The organism is Chryseobacterium potabilaquae (genome assembly GCF_902728265.1).
In the GTDB taxonomy this organism is placed as follows: domain Bacteria; phylum Bacteroidota; class Bacteroidia; order Flavobacteriales; family Weeksellaceae; genus Chryseobacterium; species Chryseobacterium potabilaquae.
The window spans coordinates 60,875-81,824 of record NZ_CACVBR010000004.1 but is presented as its reverse complement, the minus strand read 5'-3'; the positions used below and the strand labels follow the sequence as shown (position 1 = coordinate 81,824).

Below are 20,950 nucleotides of genomic sequence, written 5' to 3'. Positions count from 1 at the left end.
CTTTCCTACAACTATCAAAGCAGTAATCCTTAATGAAAAGATGAACCAACATTTATAAATTGTTAAAGCGACCATTATAAAAAAATTTCTAATCATACGTTAAAAAAATGTCCATTTTAGCCTTTATGTGGTCACTGAACCATTTCTAAAAATGGATCTGTTGGATCTCCTCTTTAATTTCTTGTGGAGTTTCATTATCGGGTTTAATAAAAAGAATAGTGAAGATGGCTCCTACTATCATACAAATACCTCCTATCACAATATAACCTATAGCATATTTTCCAAAAATAGTACTGACAATCGGACCTCCTATAACGCCATTGATGATCTGAGGAATAACAATAAAAAAGTTAAAAATTCCCATATAAACTCCCATTTTCTTTTGAGGAATAGAATCAATTAACATGGCATAAGGCATAGCCAAAATACTTGCCCAAGCAAACCCTAGCCCTATCATCGAAATCCAAAGATCATGAACATCTTTAATAAAATAGATTGAAATCAATCCTAATCCACCACAGAGTAACGCTAAAGCATGCGTTTGTTTTTTACCTATATATTTAGCAATCGGTGTTAAGGCAAAAGCAAAGAAGATAGCATAAAAATTATAGCTTCCAAATAAGCTTCCTGTCAAATCCCCAGCCTTATTAAAGCCTGCCGAATGAGTATCCTCAGGTGAAAGCCCAAAATGATGGGTAGCTAAAGCACTCGTGGTAAAAACCCACATGGTGAATAAAGCAAACCACGAAAAAAACTGTACTACTCCGAGCCTTTTCATCTGAATGGGAACATTGGCAAAATCTTTAAAAATATCCGAAATTTTAGATGGGTGTTCTTGTATTTCCTTTCCATCTTCAAATGAAGCAAATTCTTCAGGAGAATACTCTTTTGTAGTCACCATTGTATATAAGATCGATACGATCAAAATTGCTGCGCCTATATAAAAAGCATAAATTACATTCTCTGCTACAAAACCTTTAAGAGCAACGTTTGAAACGCCTATTTTCGTCAACCAATTGGGAAGTTCTGAGCCAATAACAGCGCCTATTCCAATCAAAATAGTTTGAACAGAAAACCCGATTGTTCCTTGATGCTTAGGAAGCATATCCCCTACCAAGGCACGAAACGGCTCCATTGCCACATTAATTGAAGCATCCATCATAGCCAAAAATATAACGGCCAACAGCAAGACATTTGCTGCCATCATTTGAGTGACAGAGGCTGCATTGGGAAGCATAACCAGACCTATGGCACATAAAACAGCACCTATAAGAAAATAGGGTTTTCTTCTACCTAACGGACTCCATGTATTATCACCCATATGCCCAATGATAGGCTGAACAATAAGTCCTGTAATAGGAGCAACCAACCAAAACCAAGACAACTCATGGACATCCGCCCCAAAGTTGGCCAAAATTCTACTTGCATTCCCGTTCTGCAAACCAAAAGCCATTTGAATTCCCAAGAATCCCATGCTCATATTGATGATTTGTAGTATCGATAGATTCGGCTTTATTTGTATTGACATGATACTTATTTATTTTTTAATTGTTGTATCAATGTTTCTTCAATCGATGATTTTTCTACCACGACCTTATCCACAACCTCATTAGGAACTGTTACCGAAAGAACATATTGCTTTACTTTCCAATGCCCGCCTATTTTTTCCACAACTCCTGAGCCTCGGCATATTTTCATTTGCGTATCTAATAGCTCATCAAACCAAGCTAATCTCCCCTCTTTAGCAAAATAAATATTTCTTTTTAATGAAACGAAATTCCAAGTTTTCTTTTTATCAAAGTAAGGTTTCGCCCATATCATAAAGGCCTTTTTATCCCAGACTTCAGTAGCATCTGTTCCAATAAATGTAGATTCATCTGCAAAATAATTAAAGTACGTTGTAAAATCAGCTTTGGCAGCAGCTCCATTAAAGTCATCAAGCATTTTGCTAATTTCCTTTTTATCTTTTTCGAATTTGTCCTTGTTTTGCTGTGCTGAAAGTATTGTAGACACTGATACAATAAGTATGAATGCAAAAAATTTTGTTGTTATTTTCATGTTCGTTTATATATAGCTTATTTCAATTCAATGATCATTGAAGTTTTCGCGGGTATAGTTAATATATCTTGTAATACTATTTTTTTATCTGAAATGATGTCTATTCCTTCTTTATATCCTTTTAAAGACTCTTCAAAATGTTTTAAATCTAATTTCTCCTCTTTTTCATTATTATTCAAAACGATCATAACACTTTCTTCTTCATTATACCTAAAATATACAAAAACATTGTTGCGCGGAACGAAGTTTTTAGTTTTACCATAATGAATCACCTTCTTTCCTTTTCTCCAATTCAGTAATTTTTGAGTAAATTGATAAAATTCTTTTTGCTCTGAAGTTTGATTTAAAGGATTAAAAGCATTTTGTTTATCAGATTTCCAACCTCCGGGAAAGTCTCTACGGATATCTGCATCACCTCCTTTTTCTTTATCTCCTCTCATTCCCACTTCCGAACCATAATATATTTGAGGGATTCCTCGAACAGTCAATAGTAATGTTAACCCCATCTTGTAGGCTGAGGGATCTGCATTAAAGATTTCATTCCATCTTTCAGTATCGTGATTTTCAAAGAAAACCATAATGTTATTAATATCCGGATACAAAAAATCGCTTGTAAAAACATTATAAATCTTATTCATTCCGCTATTCCAGCTTTCTTTTTCTTTTAAAGCTTTAGGCATATCAGCATATAACATAAAGTCCATTACAGAGGGAAGATTGGAATTGTAATTCGCTGCTTCTCCCGTTTTTGAATTTTTCTGCCATGCCGAAATCTGCCCTGCCGTATAGAGCCAAGTTTCTCCGACAATATTAAATTGAGGATATTCATCTATAATGGCTTTCGCCCATTTTGCCATTGCTTCTTTGTCATTATAAGGATAAGTATCCACTCGAAACCCTCCCAGTTCGGCATATTCTATCCACCAAATGGCATTTTGAATTAAATATTTTAACACTAATGGATTTTTCTGATTGATATCCGGCATTGTTGTATCAAACCATCCATCCAACGCCATTTTTTTATCAATTTCAGATGCATTTGTATCAAACTGGGTTGTTGTTTTATAATTAGAGCGTTTAAATCCTTTTTCTCCCTCATCAAACCAATGAATCCAATCTTTTGTAGGCAAATCTTTTATCATCCAATGGGAACCACCCCAGTGATTAGTGACATAATCCATCACTAATTTCATATTCCTTTTATTCAACTTTTGAGAAAGCTCTTTGTATTCTTCATTAGTTCCATACCTTTCATCAATTTTATACAAATCGGTCTGAGCATATCCATGATAGGAATATACTTTTTCATTGTCTTCATTTACCGGAGTTAACCAAACGGCCGTTACTCCCAGTTTTTGAATATAATCAAGATGATTAATAATACCTCGTAAATCTCCTCCATGTCTACCATTGGGAAGATTTCTATTGGTTTTTTCAGTAAGACCGGGAACTGTGTCATTTTTTTCGTCACCATTCGCAAAGCGATCCGGCATAATCAGATATATGGCATCTGCTGATGTAAAAGATTTTCTATTTGCAGAATTAGGTATTCTTTCTTTGAGCTCATATAAATAAGAAGCTATCTCTTTCTTACCTTTCTTTACATGGATTTTAAATTTTGAAACAGGCCTTTCATTTGGATTTATGGTAATAAAAACATAGTTTGGATTTTCAACCTTCACAATATTTTTAATTGGAATCCCATCGGAAAGCTGAATCTCATTGTTTGCTATATTTTTTCCATACAGCAAAATTTGAAGTTCCGGGTTTTTCATCCCTTTCCACCAAAAGGCCGGCTCTACTCTATCTAAAACTTTTTGTGAAAAAACATTTACTGCTGCTGATAAAGCTATAATTACATATATCTTTTTCATTATGATAATGGATTAATAATTCTAAATTATAGTTAATTTTTCAAACAAACATCTAATTTGATTTAAAATTTACCAAAACTTTTCAATTGACAGCATAATAAAAATTATAAAAAAAATCCTTAAAAGCAAAAGCCTTTAAGGATGATAAGAAATTTTATTGTATTGGTTTTATTGAGACTGCAAAACCTCCGCTTCTTGCCATTTTGAAATTGATCTTCGACTTATTGGTAATTTGTTTCTTATAGATATTATAACTTTGAGGATTATTGATGTAATCGGCATCTTTCCCGTCTTCATAGATTATGGCTTCATATTTTTGATTTTTATTTAAAAACGAAAAATCTACAGTATAGTCACGTTTATTTTCGTCCGTAATACCTCCTACAAACCAGTTTTCTGTTCCTTTTGCTTTTCTTGCTGTCACTACATAATCTCCGGGCTCTGCAAATAAAATTTTTGTGTCATCCCAGTCGGCTGCTACATCTTTAATGAACTGGAAAGCGTCCATATGTTTTTTATAATTCTCGGGTAAATCAGCAGCCATCTGAAGCGGCATATACATAGTAACATATAATGCTAATTGCTTGGCCAATGTTGTCTTTACAAAGCGGGTATCTCCCGGGAAATAATAGTCTAATTTAGTCTGAAAAATACCTGGAGTATAATCCATAGAGCCTCCCATCCATCTTGTAAATGGAAGAATGGTCTGATGATCCGGATTATTACCTCCAAATGCCTCATACTCTGTTCCTCGAGCTGCTTCCGCTGAAATATAGTTGGGATAAGTACGGCTCTCACCCGTTGGACGTACCGATTCATGTGAGTTTACCATAATCTTATATTCATTTGCTTTTTCAGCTATCCTATAAAAATGATTGATCGTCCATTGAGAATAATGATGCTCTCCTCTTGGAATAATATCTCCAACATATCCTGTCTTTACGGCGTCATATCCATATTTATTCATTAATTGAAATGCTTTATCCGCCCATCTTTCGTAATTGGTTGCAGATCCAGAAGTTTCATGATGCATGATCAATTTTATTCCTTTTGAATGTGCATAATCATTTAACATTTTGATATCAAAATCAGGGTAAGGGGTAATAAAATCAAAAACGAATTCTTTGGAATGTCCAAACCAATCTTCCCAACCGATATTCCATCCTTCAATCAATAGTCCTTGGAAACCATTTTCAGAGGCAAAATCAATATATTCTTTCACTTTGGTATTATTGGCTGCATGTTTTCCATTAGGAGTCAATTTTGCAAAATCTGTTTTACCTAAATGTACATTTTCAGCGGTAGAATAAGCCCACTGTGATTTTCCAATAATCATTTCCCACCACACACCCATATATTTTGTAGGATGGATATAAGAGGTATCGGTATATTTTGTGGGTTCATTCAGATTAAAAATCATTTTTGAATCCATCACCTCTTCTGCTTTTGGCGCTACAATAATCGTTCTCCAAGGGGTTACCGATGGGGTTTGTATATATCCTTTTGCCCCTTGTCTGTCTGCCGTGAGATGGGTTTTTAATTTAAAGTTCTGAGCATCAACTTCTAAATGAGAGGCAGGATAATCTAAAACAGCTGCTTCCGCCACATTAATATAAAGAGGTTCTTTTCCTTCTTTTTTAAGCATTAGTGGAGATTGTACTGCATCTTTAATAAGCTTTTGAGAAGCATTCGCATCTGCAGCTTTTGACCATCTTCCCGGAATTTCCGATATCTTTGTCTCCTGATATTGATATTCCTGAGAGTCATAATCTGCCACCATCCACCAGGCTTTCATATCTGTTGGAAAATCGATTTCAGAGTCCTCTTCTCTAATTACGAAATAGTTCAAATTTTTCTGTTGTGGAAACTCATATCGAAATCCCAGTCCCTCATTGAATAATCTAAATTTTATAACAATACTTCTATCCGTTGCATCCTGATTAAGAGTAACAGCTAGTTCATTATAATTATTGATATAGTTTTTCTTTTCTCCTAAAACAGGTTTCCAACTTTCATTTTTGGCATCACGCTTTTCCTCTCTTTTGGTAAAACCGTTGTTAAGATCAAATTTAGCATCTTCAGGTTTTGCGATTTCAGAAGCAAATTTTATAGCAGCATCTTTGAATAATCTCAATCCTAATTTAGAATCTTCCACTACTACTGTCCCATTATATTTTAGGTTATAATAAGGAACTCCTTGCTTCAATTGAAAGTTCATTTCAAACTTACCATCCGGCGATTTTAAAGATTGTGCATTAACACCTACAAACATCATTGAGAACAATAAAGCTCCAATTGTAATTTTCTTCATAATGACTATATATAAACTTTAAAAATAAAAAAGTGTTGCCTAACAGCAACACTTTGCTATAAATATTAAATTAAATTTATTATAATGGTTGAATTTTATAAACTCCAGATTTCATATCAACAGAAATCTTGTAGCTACCTCCTGTTCCGTCAAACATAATATTTCCATTACTTCCTTTTGGAGCAATATATCCGGTATTTCCATCACCGTCCATATTTCCCCAATCCAAATCTCCCCAACTTAATTGCCCTAGGAATTTAAACTGAGAGCCCGCAGGAAGTGAAATCGTATGCTCAAATTTGCCATTTCCTAAGTTCGTCATAGGAATAGCCGCTCCTGCATTCCATCCGTTTATTGTTCCTACCAAATATAAGTTAGCAGGATTCCAATTATTAATTGGAGAAGGAGTTACATTAATTGTTTTTTGTGCCGGATCTGCATTAATAGTTATTTTATACATTCCGGTAGCTCCTGTGAATTGAATATTTTCGGATGGAGACGCAACGAGATTAGAAGACCACGTTTTGAAATACTTATAAGAATCGTTCATTCCTGCAGTATCCAAACTATAATTAATTGGGTTCCAATCTTGTTGACCTAAAAATCTAAAGTATTTACCATTTTCCAAATACGTATAAATGGTAGAGAAGTTATCTTTTTTATAAAGCAATTGTGCACTAGAAGCGTTCCAACCTACAGCAGAAGCATCTCCTACGATATAGAATGATGGGAATTCTGTTAGATAAGGAGTCACCGTAAGTGACACCACCTCTGAATACATGGTAATATTTCCTACCTTAGATCTTAGCCTCACTTCAATAGCATTGGCCACATTAGCTGGAAATCCTCCTTCTAGCATTATTTTATTAAAATTACCTACCGTATAAGATGCGGAAAGATCTTTTGATATCACATCTACACTTTTTGCACTTTCAAAGTTAGTTCCTGCCTTCGCAAATTCCAATGCATCACTGAATGCTACCTGAATATCAAATTTAGGATTTACCCAATTAAACTTTATGGCTTCATCATTTTCATGATCTTTATTGAGCACTAATGTTGTCACATTAGACGTTAAAACCGGATTGGTCCCTTCTCCTAAAACCGCCTGATCCTCATCCTTTTCACAAGATATAACTAAAACTCCCATAATAAGAGCTACAAATATTTTTAAAAAGTTTTTCATTTTTTTGTTTTATTAATTAATAGCCAGGATTTTGAGACAGATTAGAATTTAAATTAAGATACTTATTAGGTATTGGGAAAAGAAGTTTGAAGCTTGCAAGGTCAGACCCATTCATACTTCCCCCTTTCCACTGCCATGTATATCCTGAAAGATACTTTCCAAAACGTATTAAGTCCTGACGTCTGTATCCTTCCCAATATAGTTCTCTTGCTCTTTCATTCAATATAAAATCAGCATTTAGCGCGGATTGAAGTACTGTTGCTACTCCTGCTCTAGTTCTTAAAGCGTTCACATAAGTAAGTGCCGTTGCCACACTTCCTTTTCCGTTAACAACCGCTAATTCTGCATACATCAAATAAGCATCACCCATTCTAAATAATGGAAAATCAGCATCCACAAAATTAGCATCACTTCCATTGGAACCATTGGAATTCTTATTAGAAAATTTGATAAGTTTAGCCCCTTGATCAAATTTCATATAATCTGTAATTGAAGCCGGATCACTATTTCCTGCTACTTTCATCACTCTTTGATCTGTATTTCCTACAGATTGCATAAATTCCGGTCTTACTCTATAACCTTGCCATCCAAAATCAATTCCTAGGGTTAAACCTACTTCATTCGTACAGCTGGCATGAACTAGATAAGTCGTTCCTCCATAAGTTCTGGTCTTAATTCCATCAAAAGCGATTGGGAAAATGATTTCCTCTTGTGCCCCATTTATGTGATTATCTGCTTTGAATAAATTAGCATAAGGAATCTGAGCCACTTTATACGTTGAACCTATTACTTTTTCCACTTCAGCCAACGCCTCGGTACTTTTATCGGCTCCGGTATATACTCTGGCATTAAGATATAGCTTGGCTCTCAACATCCAAACGGCAGCCTTATCTACTCTTCCATATTCATTCATTCTAGGAGCCGGTAGATCTCCTTCAATGGCATTAAGTTCATTAATCACATAATTGAACATAAAGTCTCGGGATTGCATAACCGGCTTTACCCCGCTTCCTATTTCTTGATCTTCCGTTGCAAAAGGCATTTTACCATAGATATCTATTGCATGATAATAAGATAAAGCTCTTAAAAATCTTGCTTCGGCACGGAAAGTTTTTATTTCTGCTTTTAGGCTTTCTGAAACTCCTCTTGAGCTGAGCTTTTCCTCTGTGGTTTCTCTTAAATATTCATTAACGAGACCCACCTGAAAAAATACTCTGGCAAAAAACGCTTCATTGAAAACATTATCGGCATTCCAAGTATTGAAGTTTAGATCTTTTATAGTAGGATTATCACTTTCTCCCCAAGCGATAATTGCTTCATCTGTCGTTAATTCCTGTAATTGCCAATATCCTCTTAAATATTGAGAAAAACCTTCATTTGGTCCTCCATCATCTTCAGCACCTAAATCTGAATCACCATTCGCTGATTTCTGTCCGGTAACGGCTAAACCTGCATATATTTTTGCTAAAAATTGCTTATAAGAGGCCGGATTAGCATAAAATTGTTCAGATGTGAAAAGCTCATCATCATTAACCTTTACATCAAGATCATTCAGACAAGATGAAGTGACGAAAAGAAAAGCGCCTGCAATGGCTATATTTCTTAATTTTAATATATTTATTCTATTAAGTTTCATTGTAAAAAAGAATTAAAAATTAACATTAACACCTAAAGTAAACATTCTTGCTCGTGGATAAATTGAATTATCTATCCCATTATTGAACACTTCCGGATCTAAATTTTTATACTTTGTAATGATAAGAACGTTTTGAGCCGCAGCATATAACCTTAAAGAAGAGGTATTAGTAATAAATTTATTGAACGTGTATCCAACCGTCAAATTATCCAATTTTAAGAAACTTCCATTCTTAAGATAGTAATCAGACATTTTATTAGCAGTACTAAAATGAGTATTATTAAAGTCTACTGGTGCATTATTAATTGTTCCATCTACTGTATTGTTAATATGATTCAAATGAGATCTATCTGCAGAAATCTGATCATATACATAATTTCCTAAACTCGCTCTCCAAGCCATTGAAAAATCCCAGTTTTTACCAAAGGTCATATTAGTCATCAATCCCATCGTTACATCAGGCTGAGGTTTTTTGTAATTATACTTGTCTGCCGATGTAATTTCGCCATCTCCATTTCGGTCCACATATGCCCCTTCAATCGGCATCCCATTAGAATCATAAACCTGTTGGTACACCCAATACGCATAAGGAGAATATCCTTCTCTAAATGTTTGCACAAAACCTCCTAAACCAACTCCTCCTTTATCAATTCCATTGACTTCAAGCTCTTTAATTTCAATTTTATTATATGATAAATTATAGTTAAAATTTAAAGTAAAGTTTTCTTTTTGAATCGCTTTTACATCCAATCCTAAATCTATCCCTCTAGATTGTAACTTACCTATATTTTTAGGGCCGATAATTCTAAGGTTTTCTAAAGGTCCTTCTGGTACAATTGACAATAGATCTTTAGTATCTGCAAGATAGAAATCCACAGTTCCTTTGATTCTATTATTCAACAATCCAAAATCCAATCCTAAATTATATTTTACACTTTCTTCCCATTTTAAGTTTTCGTTATACCCATTAGGTTTTGCAATTTCGTAAAACTGATTTCCAAATTGATAGTACAAAGTGGTAGAAACATTATAGGTTTTAAAATAATCGTATCTATACACTCCGATATCTTGCTGTCCTGTTTTCCCCACACTGGCTCTCAATTTCAAGTCTGAGATCGTTGAGTTACTTTTCAGGAAATTTTCTTCTGAAATTCTCCAAGCTGCAGCAACTCCCCCAAAGTTCCCCCATCTGTTATTTTTACTAAAACGGGAAGATCCATCCCTTCTATAATTAACAGTAAGCAAGTACTTATTGTCAAATCCTAAATTCAATCTTCCAAAGAAGGCTTGTAGATTCAAATCAGGCTTGGAATCAGGATTATAGAAATTATTGGTTGGATCTAAAGTATATAATAATGTATTTCCTGATGCAGAGCTTACTTTATGATAATTTTGATATTCATATCCACCCATTACATCTACATTAAGCTTTCCAAATGCTTTGGTATAATTTAATTGTACGTTGGCATTTTTGTTTAGGATACTCTCATCTGAATAGGAATCCTCTCCATAAAAATCATAAACATTATTAACTGCAAAATATCCACTTCTTGAATTTTTGTTCACAACTACATGTCCATCAAGCTCTTTACTATCAAGTCCTGCATTAAGAATTACCTTTAAATCTGGTAAAAAATGAAATTTGTATTCCATATTGATATTCCCCAGAAACCGTTTAAAGTTTTGAACATCATGTCTATTTTTCAACAAACTGACCGGGTTCGAAACCCCAACTGGTCGATTAGTACCTTGACCTATCCATTCTGTATATCCTCCATAGGGAGAATTTGGATCATAAACTGCTTGTGTAGGATCATAAGAGATGGCATTTCTTATAGCATCCTCACTTGCTTTATTTTGAAAAGTATAGGAATAGGTTCCCGTAATATTAAATTTCAAATAATCATCAAAAAAGCTAGGACTTAATGCAAAATTAGCTGCACTTCGTCTAAAACGAGAAGTCATCAAAAGTCCTGAATTATCCATATTACTAAGAGACAATCGAGCTGGAACTTCATTAAATAAACTGCCGGAAACAGAAGCATTAATATCTGAAGTCACAGAAGTTCTGAATATTTCATCTTGCCAATCAGTATTAGAATTACCTAGCATACCAACCTTACTTGGCACATATTGATTGATGAGTTGTCTAAATTGATCTGGAGAATATACATCAATTTTTTTAGCTAAGGTATTTACTGTAGTAAATGCATTTAATGAAATCCGAAGCCTTTTACTTCCTTTTTTTGTAGTAACCAAAATAACCCCATTAGAACCTCTAGAACCATAAATAGCAGTAGATGCTGCATCTTTTAGAATTGAAAATGATTCTATATCATTCGGATTAATCGTTGCCAAAGAAACACCATCCAAAGGTAAGCCGTCCACAACTAATAATGGATCATTACTTGCATTTAATGATGATCCTCCTCTAATTCTAATAGTAGCTTCATTCCCGGGTGTGCCTGATTGAGTAATTACCACACCAGGTGCCCTTCCATTGATGAGTCCTTCTGCAGTAGTGATTGCTCCTTTATTAAAATCCTCAGTGGATAATGCTGTAATTGAGCCCGTTAAATCAGTTTTTTTCTGTTTCCCATACCCAATCAATACAACCTCCTCTATGTTTTTCTCTTTTGTGGAGGAATCCTGAACTTGAGCCTGCGCATGCATTATTGTACTTGCCAATAAAAATGCAGGTGCTATTTTTAATGCCGTTGTAAGATTTTTCACAATATTGTTTTTTTATATAGTTTAGTTATTATTCAGAATATTTTACATAATACTAGCTTTGCAATTTAAAAAAAAATAACATTTATCATAATTTTATTTAAAATTTATAAAAATTATATAAATTAAACGAATTATTTAAACCAACATACTGTTTTACATCAATTTACACTTATATATGCTCAACATATCACTTTCCATATATTGACTGTTTGTTAAACAATTGTTTAACAAAATGTAATAATTAAGCCTTTTAAATAAACTAAATTCTATTATAAAGGAGGTAGCCAACGGTTTTAAACAGATAATCCTTATCTTTGCAGCTAAAATTTTACTATAAATGTCAAACAGAAAGATGATTACGGCAGCTTTGCCTTACGCAAACGGACCGGTTCATATAGGACATTTGGCAGGTGTATATATTCCTGCGGATGTCTACGCAAGATTTCAAAGAAGATTAGGGAAAGATGTCGCATTTATCTGTGGTTCGGATGAACATGGTATTCCTATTACCATCAGAGCAAAAAAAGAAGGAGTTACGCCTCAAGACATTGTTGATAAATATCATGAAGTTATAAAAAAATCTTTTTCGGATTTAGGGATTTCATTTGATGAATACTCACGCACAACTTCCAAAAATCATTATGAAACGAGTCAAGACTTTTTTAAAGTCCTTCATGAAAAAGGAAAATTTACAGAAGAAGTTTCTGAACAATATTTTGATGAACAAGCCGGAGAATTTTTAGCGGATCGATACATTGTAGGAACTTGTCCTAACTGTGGAAATGAAAATGCTTACGGAGATCAATGCGAAAAATGTGGGTCTACCCTTTCCCCATCTGAATTGATCAATCCAAAATCCATGCTGAGTGGAAACATTCCTATTCTAAAAGAAACAAAAAACTGGTATCTTCCTTTAAATGATTATGAAGATTTTCTCAATGAATGGATTATTGAAGGACATAAAGACGATTGGAAGCCCAATGTATACGGACAGGTAAAATCATGGTTAAATGATGGTTTAAAACCACGAGCTATGACCCGAGATTTGAACTGGGGTGTTCCTGTACCCCTTCCTGATGCAGAAGGAAAAGTTCTGTATGTATGGTTTGATGCACCTATTGGATATATTTCTTTTACAAAAGAATGGGCTGAAAAAAATGGAAAAAACTGGAAAGACTACTGGCAAAACGAAAATAGTGATTTAGTACACTTCATTGGTAAAGATAATATTGTATTTCACTGTATCATTTTCCCTGCCATGATGAAAGCTCATGGTGACTATATTATGCCAAAGAATGTACCTGCTTTTGAATTCCTAAATCTTGAAAACGATAAAATATCTACTTCAAGAAATTGGGCAGTTTGGGCTCATGAATATATTGAAGATTTCCCGGGACAGCAAGATGTATTAAGATATGCTCTTCTTTCATCAGCTCCTGAAACGAAAGACAACAATTTTACTTGGAAGGATTTTCAGACAAAAAATAATTCTGAATTAGTAGGTATTTTTGGTAACTTTATCAATAGAGTAGCTGTTCTTATTCATAAATATTATGATGGAATCATTCCTCAAGGTGATGTGAATGCTCCTGAATTAAAGGAAATTAATAAATCGGCAAAAGAAATTTCAGGATTCTTGGAAAACTATGAATTCCGAAACTCTTTAACAGCTTTAATGAATTTAGCCCGTTTTGGAAACCAATATCTTCAAACAGAAGAACCTTGGAAAACAATCAAAGACAATCCCGAAAAAGCGGCACAATCATTATTTGTAGGCGCTCAGATTGCAGTGGCATTAGCTCAGCTATGTGAACCATTTATGCCTTTCAGTTCCGAAAAGCTATTGAATATGCTCAATGTTAACAAAACAGACTGGAGCACTATTGAAACGAAATCTGTTTTAATTGAAACAGGGCACAAAATCAATGAAGCATCTCTTCTTTTCTCAAAAATCGAAGATGATGTAATTGAAGCTCAGATTCAAAAATTAGAAAATACAAAACAAAATAATAAAAAAACAAACCCTAACGCAAATCCTATGAAGGAAGAAATCACTTTTGATGATTTTACAAAAATCGACCTAAGAACAGCTACTATTGTAGAAGCTGAAAAAGTAGAAAAAGCTGATAAATTATTGAAACTTACAGTTGATACAGGAGTTGATGTAAGAACCGTGGTTTCAGGGATTGCAGAAAGCTTTACTCCAGAAGAGGTCGTTGGAAAACAAGTAATGATTCTATTGAATCTTGCTCCAAGAAAAATCAGAGGAATTGAATCTCAGGGAATGTTATTACTCACGACAAAACCAGATGGAAAACTATCCTTTGTCACTCCGGACGATAATAATGTAGAAAATGGTATTGAAATAGGGTAATATATGCTTATCTCAATATCCAGTATATTATAACTAAAAAAGACGCATTTTGAATGCGTCTTTTTTAGTTATAATAGATAGGGGTTTTATTTTTTCTTTAATCTAGCCAAATAAGAATCTCCTTCTTGTAAAACTTTTTGAATGGTAAAACCATTATTTTCTACCGCATTTTTTAATGTATTAAAATCAAGATATAACCATTTTATAGGCTCTTCCGACTCTCCTTTATAATGCACAATATAATCCAATTCACCATAATATCCCTCAGCTGGAATATACACTCCCCCATCTTCATCCTCATCAAACATATATAAAATATCCGTGCTATCTATTAAAACTTGTCCGTTTTGATTGAGCAGAGAATATAACTTTTGAAGGTAAATATCAATAACATGAAGACTTTGGAATATTCCGGTTCCATTCATTAACAATAAAATGGTGTCGAAAGTTTCTCCTGAATAGTGAAGAATATCTTTGCATACAGAATTTTTAACTCCTCTCAAACTACAAATTTCAATAGATTTTGGAGAGATATCTAATGCTATTACATCAAGCTTCTTTTCATTCTGAAGGTATAAAGAATGTGAACCCGCTCCGGCTCCAATGTCTAACACTCTTCCTTGAGATAATTGAAGTGCTTTCCGTTCAATCGTATTCATTTCTTTACTATCTCTAAAAAGATAATCAACCGGAAGTTCATCCAATTCCGAAATTGAAGTTTCAGTCTGCAAATCTTTAGGATCTTCATTGTAATAATAATCCCAGATTGCCTTACCCATTAAGTCTTTCATAGCTATATTTAACAAGTGCAAAGATAAAGGTTTTTGAATTGATTACTTTATCTATTCTCTCCACTTAAAAAAGTTTAATTTAATACATTTTAATCGTTTTATTTTTCAGCATTTATCCCTGATATACAAAATGAAAAGACATAAAAAAGACAATAAAAATAAATATATTTAATAATTGTAAAATTTTATTATTTTAGCAGCATTCATAAACTTTTATCATGAGAAAAATCGATTTATTATTTGCAGAGTATAGCGAAAGTCATAAAAACCCTACCAATAAATTGATTCACTGGATTTGTGTTCCTTTAATTTTCTGGACTGTTTTAGGTTTTATTTCCTTTATTCCTTCTCCTCATATCTGCTCTTCCTACTATGGCTGCATCAGTATTGTGAGTATTATTGTGATTATATTAGTTGCTATATTCTATATAAGACTTTCATTCTTGATAGGAGCTATAATGTTGTTAGTCATGTTATTAATGGAGCATTTTACCTATGCTATTAATATCCATTTCAGAAAGCAAGCATGGCTAGTCTATCTTGGGGTATTCATTATTACTTGGATTCTTCAGTTTATAGGGCATAAAATTGAAGGTAAAAAACCTTCTTTCTTAAAAGATATACAGTTCCTTTTAATTGGTCCCATTTGGCTTTTAAGCTTTATCCTAAAAAAACTGGGAATTAAATATTAGTCCTCTAAAGCATATACTGCAAAACTTGCCAACCAATGGTCTCCTCCATAATTTCCTTGAAACAATAAAGGAAGTCCGTTATTTAAAAAAATAGTAGCGGTTTTTTGAAAATTGTTTTTCAATGGGTGATTATGGGGGAGAGATTTTGCTATCCCTTTCATACACCATGCTTTTGAAAATGATAATCCCACCAAATGAACCGTTTGATAATCACTCAAATCACTCACCACAGGAATCTTTTCTATATTCTCCAAACTCCTTTTTTCATAAAATTTATTTAGCCACTTAACAAATTCGTTTTGAGGAAGAACCCTTCTCATTAAATCGGCAATTTCAAGACTTGGAGAGAAAAAATCTGACCCATCTGGTTCTAGATATGCCGGTGTTTTTTCATCTTTCAAAAAGAAATATTTTGCTTTCTCCATCAACTGATTTTCAAAAACCTTGTCTTTATTTGCTCTAGCCCAATCAATAGCAAAGGCCATAGCAAAAGCCGTATTAGGATGAACTCCAGTTCTATTAGGGTAAGTTTGTTTAGGTAGATATTGCTTCCAAGAATTTAATATCTTATCGGTCAATGGTTTTAAATTTTCATGCCAAATTTTAGCTTTGGGATTTTCCCAATTTGTTAATTCTTCATCTAATTTAAGAATCCATGCCCAACCATATGTTCTTTCAAAGGTACTTGTCAACTGGTATTTTGTAAAATAATCAGCCTCTATCTGAAGATTTTCTTTTTGAAACGACTCATCCAATATTTTCTCAATATCTTTTGCAATCGACAAACCAGGCTTTGTTTTCAATAATCTTACTAACATCCAATGTCCATGAACCGAACTATGCCAATCAAAACATCCATAAAAACTTGGATGCAAAGCTTTCGGACTTAAAGATACTTCATTGGCATTATTAATAATATGTGCTGTTTTATTAGGATATTCCTGATGAATACAATGAAGTGGCTTTTCAGATAACTTTATTGCCATTTCATCTGTCAGCTCCGGAGCATCTTGAGCATATACTAAAAACGGAGAGAATAGGACAGCTAAAAGGTTTTTTTCATTGAATAAAAATAAGAAATAATTTGAGTTTCTCTATGGATGAAAACAAGTTGAATGCTTCCTATCCAAAATTATACTCCAAAATCATTGAGCATACTTAATAGGATCATCAGGATATAGATCCTTTAAGGGAATAATGACCCCTTTCTTAGAGAGTAAGCATTCTGCATATTTATTTTTATATACTTTAAAAGTCAATTGAATAGGTTCACTCCCATTGATGGAATCAAGTTTACGAAAAGCATTAAGAATTTCTCCTGCATTAAAACTATACTGAATACCATACTCTTGCTTATCTCCCCAATCAATATAAAATCTTTTAGGAATATTTTGCAATTTTGCATCATGGTCTTCTTTAGAAATCTCAATTCTATTTTCATCATAGCCTGCCACTTCAAGTTTTTTCAAACCATCTCCCTCTTCTGCTTCCACTTTTACACCCCATATATATTCTTTCCGAAGAATATCCGAAAAATCACTTACATTTTTTATACCGGGAAAGTCATTATATTTTTCACCTCCAGACTTTCGATACACCAGCTCCTCCAAATCCCCTGTACTTTCTAACGCTCTAAAATTCTTAATGATAAAAGGTTTAAAATCATCATTATCGGGTTGTTTTATCCATAATTCTATTTTCCCTTTGGGCATTATTTGAATAGATACAACAGATTCTACAAGTTTATTTTTAATAGCTTGTTTTAAATTATCATAAGGAAGCTTCGTATGAAGTGAATAAAACTTCTTTTCATCAATAGAATAATACTTAAGACTTAAAGAATCCGGTAAAAGATCATCCTTTCTCCAAAAATAAACTGAGTCTGTACTTTTTGAATAAATAAGATCTGGAGAATTAAGCTCAGTGCTATTTTCAGAATCATTTGAATTATTAAAAAGATTCGCATTGATTACCCTTATATATTTCCTTTCTTCATCGCTTTATCCTCACTCATACTATGGACTTCAGCCTTCCATTTTAATTTATCAAACTCTTTACCTTTAATTAATGCATAGCCATACAGCATAAGCAGTAAAACAAAAAGACAAGCAAGAAAAAGGTTGAAATAATCTAATCCTGTTTTTTTCATATTTTCTAGTGTTGATAAGCTTTTCCTAGTGCTAACAAATAGGAGAATCCAATAAAAATAATAATTGAAACAATCACCATAAAAACCGTTAAATATCTGAATGCTTTTCTGTAGGAAGAATCCATGGGACAAAAATTAATGATCACAGATATTACCGGTATAAAAAAACAAAGAAATGCCAATGAAAACTCCCAATCTCCAAAAGGGACGAAATTAATATAGCCACAATACACATACAGCATAATTTCTACACAGCATAATAAAAGGAGTGTAACAAAAGGATTATTTCTCATATTTGTATTTATTAAAGCTATTTTCCCAACAGGAAAACAGCGGGAATTTTGTGTAGTTCCGGTTTCGATTTCTGCCAATCTTTTAAGGTCTTGGTTTTGATAAACTCATTTTCCTGATCGTTAATATTAGCTGCAATACAAAGCTTTGTGCTAGGTGATAAAAATTTGCATAAATCTTCAAACAATTGGTTATTCCTATAAGGTGTTTCCATAAAAATCTGAGAATAACCCGTTTTCTGTACCTGGCTTTCCAAGTATATAATTTGCTTTTTCTTTTCTCCTTTATCAATAGGTAGATATCCGTGAAATGTAAATTCTTGCCCATTAAAACCACTAGAAATAAGAGCTAATATGATCGATGAGGGACCCGAAATAGGAATTATTTGAATATTTTTCTCATGACACCATTTTACTATTAAATTTCCCGGATCTGCAATACAAGGAAGTCCGGCCTCTGAAAGCAATCCAAAATCCTGTCCCTTTATCATCAGCTCTTGGGCTTCTTTTATATCTGAATTTTCCGTATACTTGTCCAATAAAAACAATTTCAAATCTGATTGCTTTTTCTCAGGAGCAAAAAATTTTATAACTTTTCTTGCTGTTTTTTCATTTTCCACAAAAAAATAATCATTATTGAGAATATACTCCTTAATAATAGGAGAAAAATGAGTAATAGGAGTATTCTCCGAAAGATAGGCAGGAAGTAAAAAAAGCATTTTTTAAATTATATTATACATTTTTAATTATTCAACTCATTCCTTAAATGGGCTGCAATCTTATGACATGCTGAATCCAAAAGCTGAAATACATTCTCAAAGTCATCCATTTCTCCCCAATAAGGATCAGGAACTTCTGCATTTTGTATCCCTTCTCCTGTGGCCGACAAAAATAAGGATACTTTTTCATGATGTCTTTCATTTTTAATTTTTGAAATTACTTCATTCAACACCCTCATATCCATACAGTAAATTTTATCAAAATTTTCAAAATCAGCATCTGTAATAGGTCTTGATCGTTGATTGGAAATATCAATCTGATGATTTGATGCCGTTTTTACGGCCCTTTCATCAGGAGATTTTCCTTCATGTACAGAAATTATTCCTGCGGAATCCACAAAAAAATCACCAGGAAGTTTTTCTCTTAGAACTCCTTCAGCCAAAGGACTTCTGCAAATATTCCCTAAACAAACCAATAATATTTTCATATCCTGTAAAATTAAAATGGTATTTACTTACAAATCTAAACAAAAAAATGAAGAATAAATTCTTCATTTTTTAACTATATAAATTATATTTTATCCTAATGTTTAATTCTTTCGCTAAGCTCTTTTACGTATTTCTTAACTTCTTTATCTATTTTAGAAACATCTTTAATGGTTTCACAAGCATACATTACTGTAGAGTGATCTTTTCCTCCCATTTCTTCACCAATTTTTGTAAAGGTAGCATTTGTCAATTCTTTTGCGAAATACATCGCTAATTGTCTTGGAAGTGCAATTTCTCTTTTTCTTGTTTTAGACAAAAGTTGCTCTCTTTTAATACCAAAATAATCGCAAACCACTTCTTGAATATAAGGAATATTGATTATTTTTTTCTGATTTGCCGCAATTTTATTGATTGTTTCTTTTAACAATTCAAGACTCAAATCTGATTTATAAATAGTAGAATAAGCAATAACTGAGTTAATTACTCCAATAAGCTCTCTTACATTTGTCTTTGCCTCTGAAGCAAGAAAATCCAACATATCTTCTGTAAGAACAATCCCGTCCCTACTTAACTTATCTACAATAATTTGCTTACGTGTATTATAATCAGGAGATTTTATTTCAGCTGAAAGTCCCCATTTGAAACGAGAAACAATCCTGTCCTGAATATCCATTATATCTGCCGGCGCTTTATCTGAAGTAAGGATAATCTGTTTTCCATTTTGATGTAAATAATCAAAAATATGGAAAAAACTATCCTGAGTTGCCGATTTTCCTGAAAGGAATTGGATATCATCTATAATCAAGACATCCACCATTTGATAAAAATTAGCAAATTCTGTTTGTTTATGGGCTTTAGCGGCCGAAATAAACTGTTGAATAAACTTTTCAGAAGATAAGTATAATACAACCTTATCTGGAAATTGATTTTTAACCTCTAGACCTACTGCCTGACCCAAGTGAGTTTTCCCCACTCCATATCCTCCATATAAAAACAAAGGATTGAATGCAGTAGCTCCCGGTCTTTTTGCAATAGATCTTGCCACCGTAGCAGCAAACTTATTACTCTCTCCTTCCACATAATTTTCAAAGGAAAAGTCAGACTTTAAGTTAGAATCTATATTTACTTTTTTGATTCCAGGAACCACAAAAGGATTCACAATATTAGAAGAAAAACCCTGCGGCATTGTTTCCTGGATCTTAGGAGTAGGGACTGTTTTCCCTTTCATATTCATGGTAACTGATTTTCCCGAGTCACTCGGTTTGTTTTCCATTACTGAATACCACAGTTTTACCCCTTTTCCTATATATTTTTTTAGAGCAGCTGAAAGAAGTGATAAGTAATTATCTTCGATATATTCCTTGTAAAAATCACTCGGAACCATTAAAGTAAGGTTATTATCAACTAACGAAACAGGCCGCACTTTGTCAAACAACAAATCGAAAGATTTTTCGAGTTTTTTTAGATCAGAATTGTCTTCAGCAGCGTTAAGATTATCACGCATAAACTGAAGGCACCTCTGCCATATCATCATTAAATTTTCATCCATAATTTGCCCCGATTAATTGCTGGTTAGTACTTTTTTTTAGAAGGAAGACAAAGGTCCAATTTTTTATTTTTAAAAAAAAATATTGCGGGTATTGATTAT

At 33.2% G+C, this 20,950-nt stretch carries 17 protein-coding genes; 2 read left to right on the top strand and 15 right to left on the bottom strand.

The genetic code is table 11. The annotated features are described in order from the left end of the window. Nucleotides 1–145: 145 nt before the first annotated feature. From CHRY9293_RS03905 to CHRY9293_RS03875, 7 genes are all read right to left on the bottom strand, one after another. Entirely contained in the window at nt 146–1,528 is a 1,383-nt protein-coding gene (locus CHRY9293_RS03905; protein ID WP_185153190.1) for an MFS transporter, read from the bottom strand. Nucleotides 1,529–1,533: 5 nt separating this feature from the next. Further along, nucleotides 1,534–2,058 carry a nuclear transport factor 2 family protein gene (locus CHRY9293_RS03900; protein ID WP_162031684.1) on the bottom strand — a complete coding sequence of 175 codons (525 nt, stop codon included), beginning with the start codon at nt 2,056–2,058 and terminating at the stop codon, nt 1,534–1,536. Between the two features lie 17 nt (nt 2,059–2,075). After that, the gene (locus CHRY9293_RS03895) at nt 2,076–3,932 is read right to left on the bottom strand and encodes a glycoside hydrolase family 13 protein (RefSeq protein ID WP_162031683.1); all 1,857 of its coding nucleotides are present in this window, start codon (nt 3,930–3,932) and stop codon (nt 2,076–2,078) included. Between the two features lie 154 nt (nt 3,933–4,086). Beyond that, nucleotides 4,087–6,243, bottom strand: a complete 2,157-nt coding sequence (locus tag CHRY9293_RS03890; protein ID WP_162031682.1) for a glycoside hydrolase family 97 protein — start codon at nt 6,241–6,243, stop codon at nt 4,087–4,089. 79 nt (nt 6,244–6,322) lie between these two features. Then, entirely contained in the window at nt 6,323–7,429 is a 1,107-nt protein-coding gene (locus CHRY9293_RS03885; RefSeq protein ID WP_162031681.1) for a SusE domain-containing protein, read from the bottom strand. Nucleotides 7,430–7,445: 16 nt separating this feature from the next. Next, nucleotides 7,446–9,065, bottom strand: a complete 1,620-nt coding sequence (locus tag CHRY9293_RS03880; RefSeq protein ID WP_228455464.1) for a RagB/SusD family nutrient uptake outer membrane protein — start codon at nt 9,063–9,065, stop codon at nt 7,446–7,448. Nucleotides 9,066–9,077: 12 nt separating this feature from the next. Further along, nucleotides 9,078–11,798 (bottom strand): SusC/RagA family TonB-linked outer membrane protein, encoded by a 2,721-nt coding sequence (locus CHRY9293_RS03875; RefSeq protein ID WP_162031680.1) that lies wholly within the window; start codon nt 11,796–11,798, stop codon nt 9,078–9,080. A gap of 337 nt (nt 11,799–12,135) precedes the next feature. Between CHRY9293_RS03875 and metG the strand changes: the two genes are divergently transcribed. Further along, complete coding sequence (gene metG, locus CHRY9293_RS03870; protein ID WP_162031679.1) at nt 12,136–14,172, top strand: methionine--tRNA ligase; 2,037 nt, start codon at nt 12,136–12,138, stop codon at nt 14,170–14,172. A gap of 86 nt (nt 14,173–14,258) precedes the next feature. Here the strand turns inward: metG and CHRY9293_RS03865 are convergent, their stop codons facing one another. Continuing rightward, nucleotides 14,259–14,963 carry a class I SAM-dependent methyltransferase gene (locus CHRY9293_RS03865; protein ID WP_122546896.1) on the bottom strand — a complete coding sequence of 235 codons (705 nt, stop codon included), beginning with the start codon at nt 14,961–14,963 and terminating at the stop codon, nt 14,259–14,261. Between the two features lie 218 nt (nt 14,964–15,181). Between CHRY9293_RS03865 and CHRY9293_RS03860 the strand changes: the two genes are divergently transcribed. Beyond that, complete coding sequence (locus CHRY9293_RS03860) at nt 15,182–15,655, top strand: Mpo1 family 2-hydroxy fatty acid dioxygenase (protein ID WP_162031678.1); 474 nt, start codon at nt 15,182–15,184, stop codon at nt 15,653–15,655. Here the strand turns inward: CHRY9293_RS03860 and CHRY9293_RS03855 are convergent. The 7 genes from CHRY9293_RS03855 to dnaA form a co-directional block, all read right to left on the bottom strand. Next, entirely contained in the window at nt 15,652–16,641 is a 990-nt protein-coding gene (locus CHRY9293_RS03855) for a DUF2891 domain-containing protein (protein ID WP_162031677.1), read from the bottom strand. The genes CHRY9293_RS03860 and CHRY9293_RS03855 overlap by 4 nt on opposite strands. Before the next feature lie 159 nt (nt 16,642–16,800). Continuing rightward, complete coding sequence (locus CHRY9293_RS03850) at nt 16,801–17,367, bottom strand: hypothetical protein (protein WP_162031676.1); 567 nt, start codon at nt 17,365–17,367, stop codon at nt 16,801–16,803. A gap of 263 nt (nt 17,368–17,630) precedes the next feature. Next, entirely contained in the window at nt 17,631–17,804 is a 174-nt protein-coding gene (locus tag CHRY9293_RS03845) for a hypothetical protein (protein WP_162031675.1), read from the bottom strand. Between the two features lie 5 nt (nt 17,805–17,809). Continuing rightward, the gene (locus CHRY9293_RS03840; RefSeq protein ID WP_162031674.1) at nt 17,810–18,097 is read right to left on the bottom strand and encodes a hypothetical protein; all 288 of its coding nucleotides are present in this window, start codon (nt 18,095–18,097) and stop codon (nt 17,810–17,812) included. A 17-nt stretch (nt 18,098–18,114) separates the two neighbouring features. Then, nucleotides 18,115–18,813, bottom strand: a complete 699-nt coding sequence (locus CHRY9293_RS03835; protein WP_162031673.1) for an SAM-dependent methyltransferase — start codon at nt 18,811–18,813, stop codon at nt 18,115–18,117. 23 nt (nt 18,814–18,836) lie between these two features. Beyond that, a complete protein-coding gene (locus CHRY9293_RS03830; protein ID WP_162031672.1) occupies nt 18,837–19,301 on the bottom strand; it encodes a low molecular weight protein-tyrosine-phosphatase in 465 nt (154 codons plus the stop codon). A 95-nt stretch (nt 19,302–19,396) separates the two neighbouring features. After that, nucleotides 19,397–20,851: a chromosomal replication initiator protein DnaA gene (dnaA, locus tag CHRY9293_RS03825; RefSeq protein WP_162031671.1), complete on the bottom strand. Its 1,455-nt coding sequence runs from the start codon at nt 20,849–20,851 to the stop codon at nt 19,397–19,399. Between the last annotated feature and the right edge of the window lie 99 nt (nt 20,852–20,950).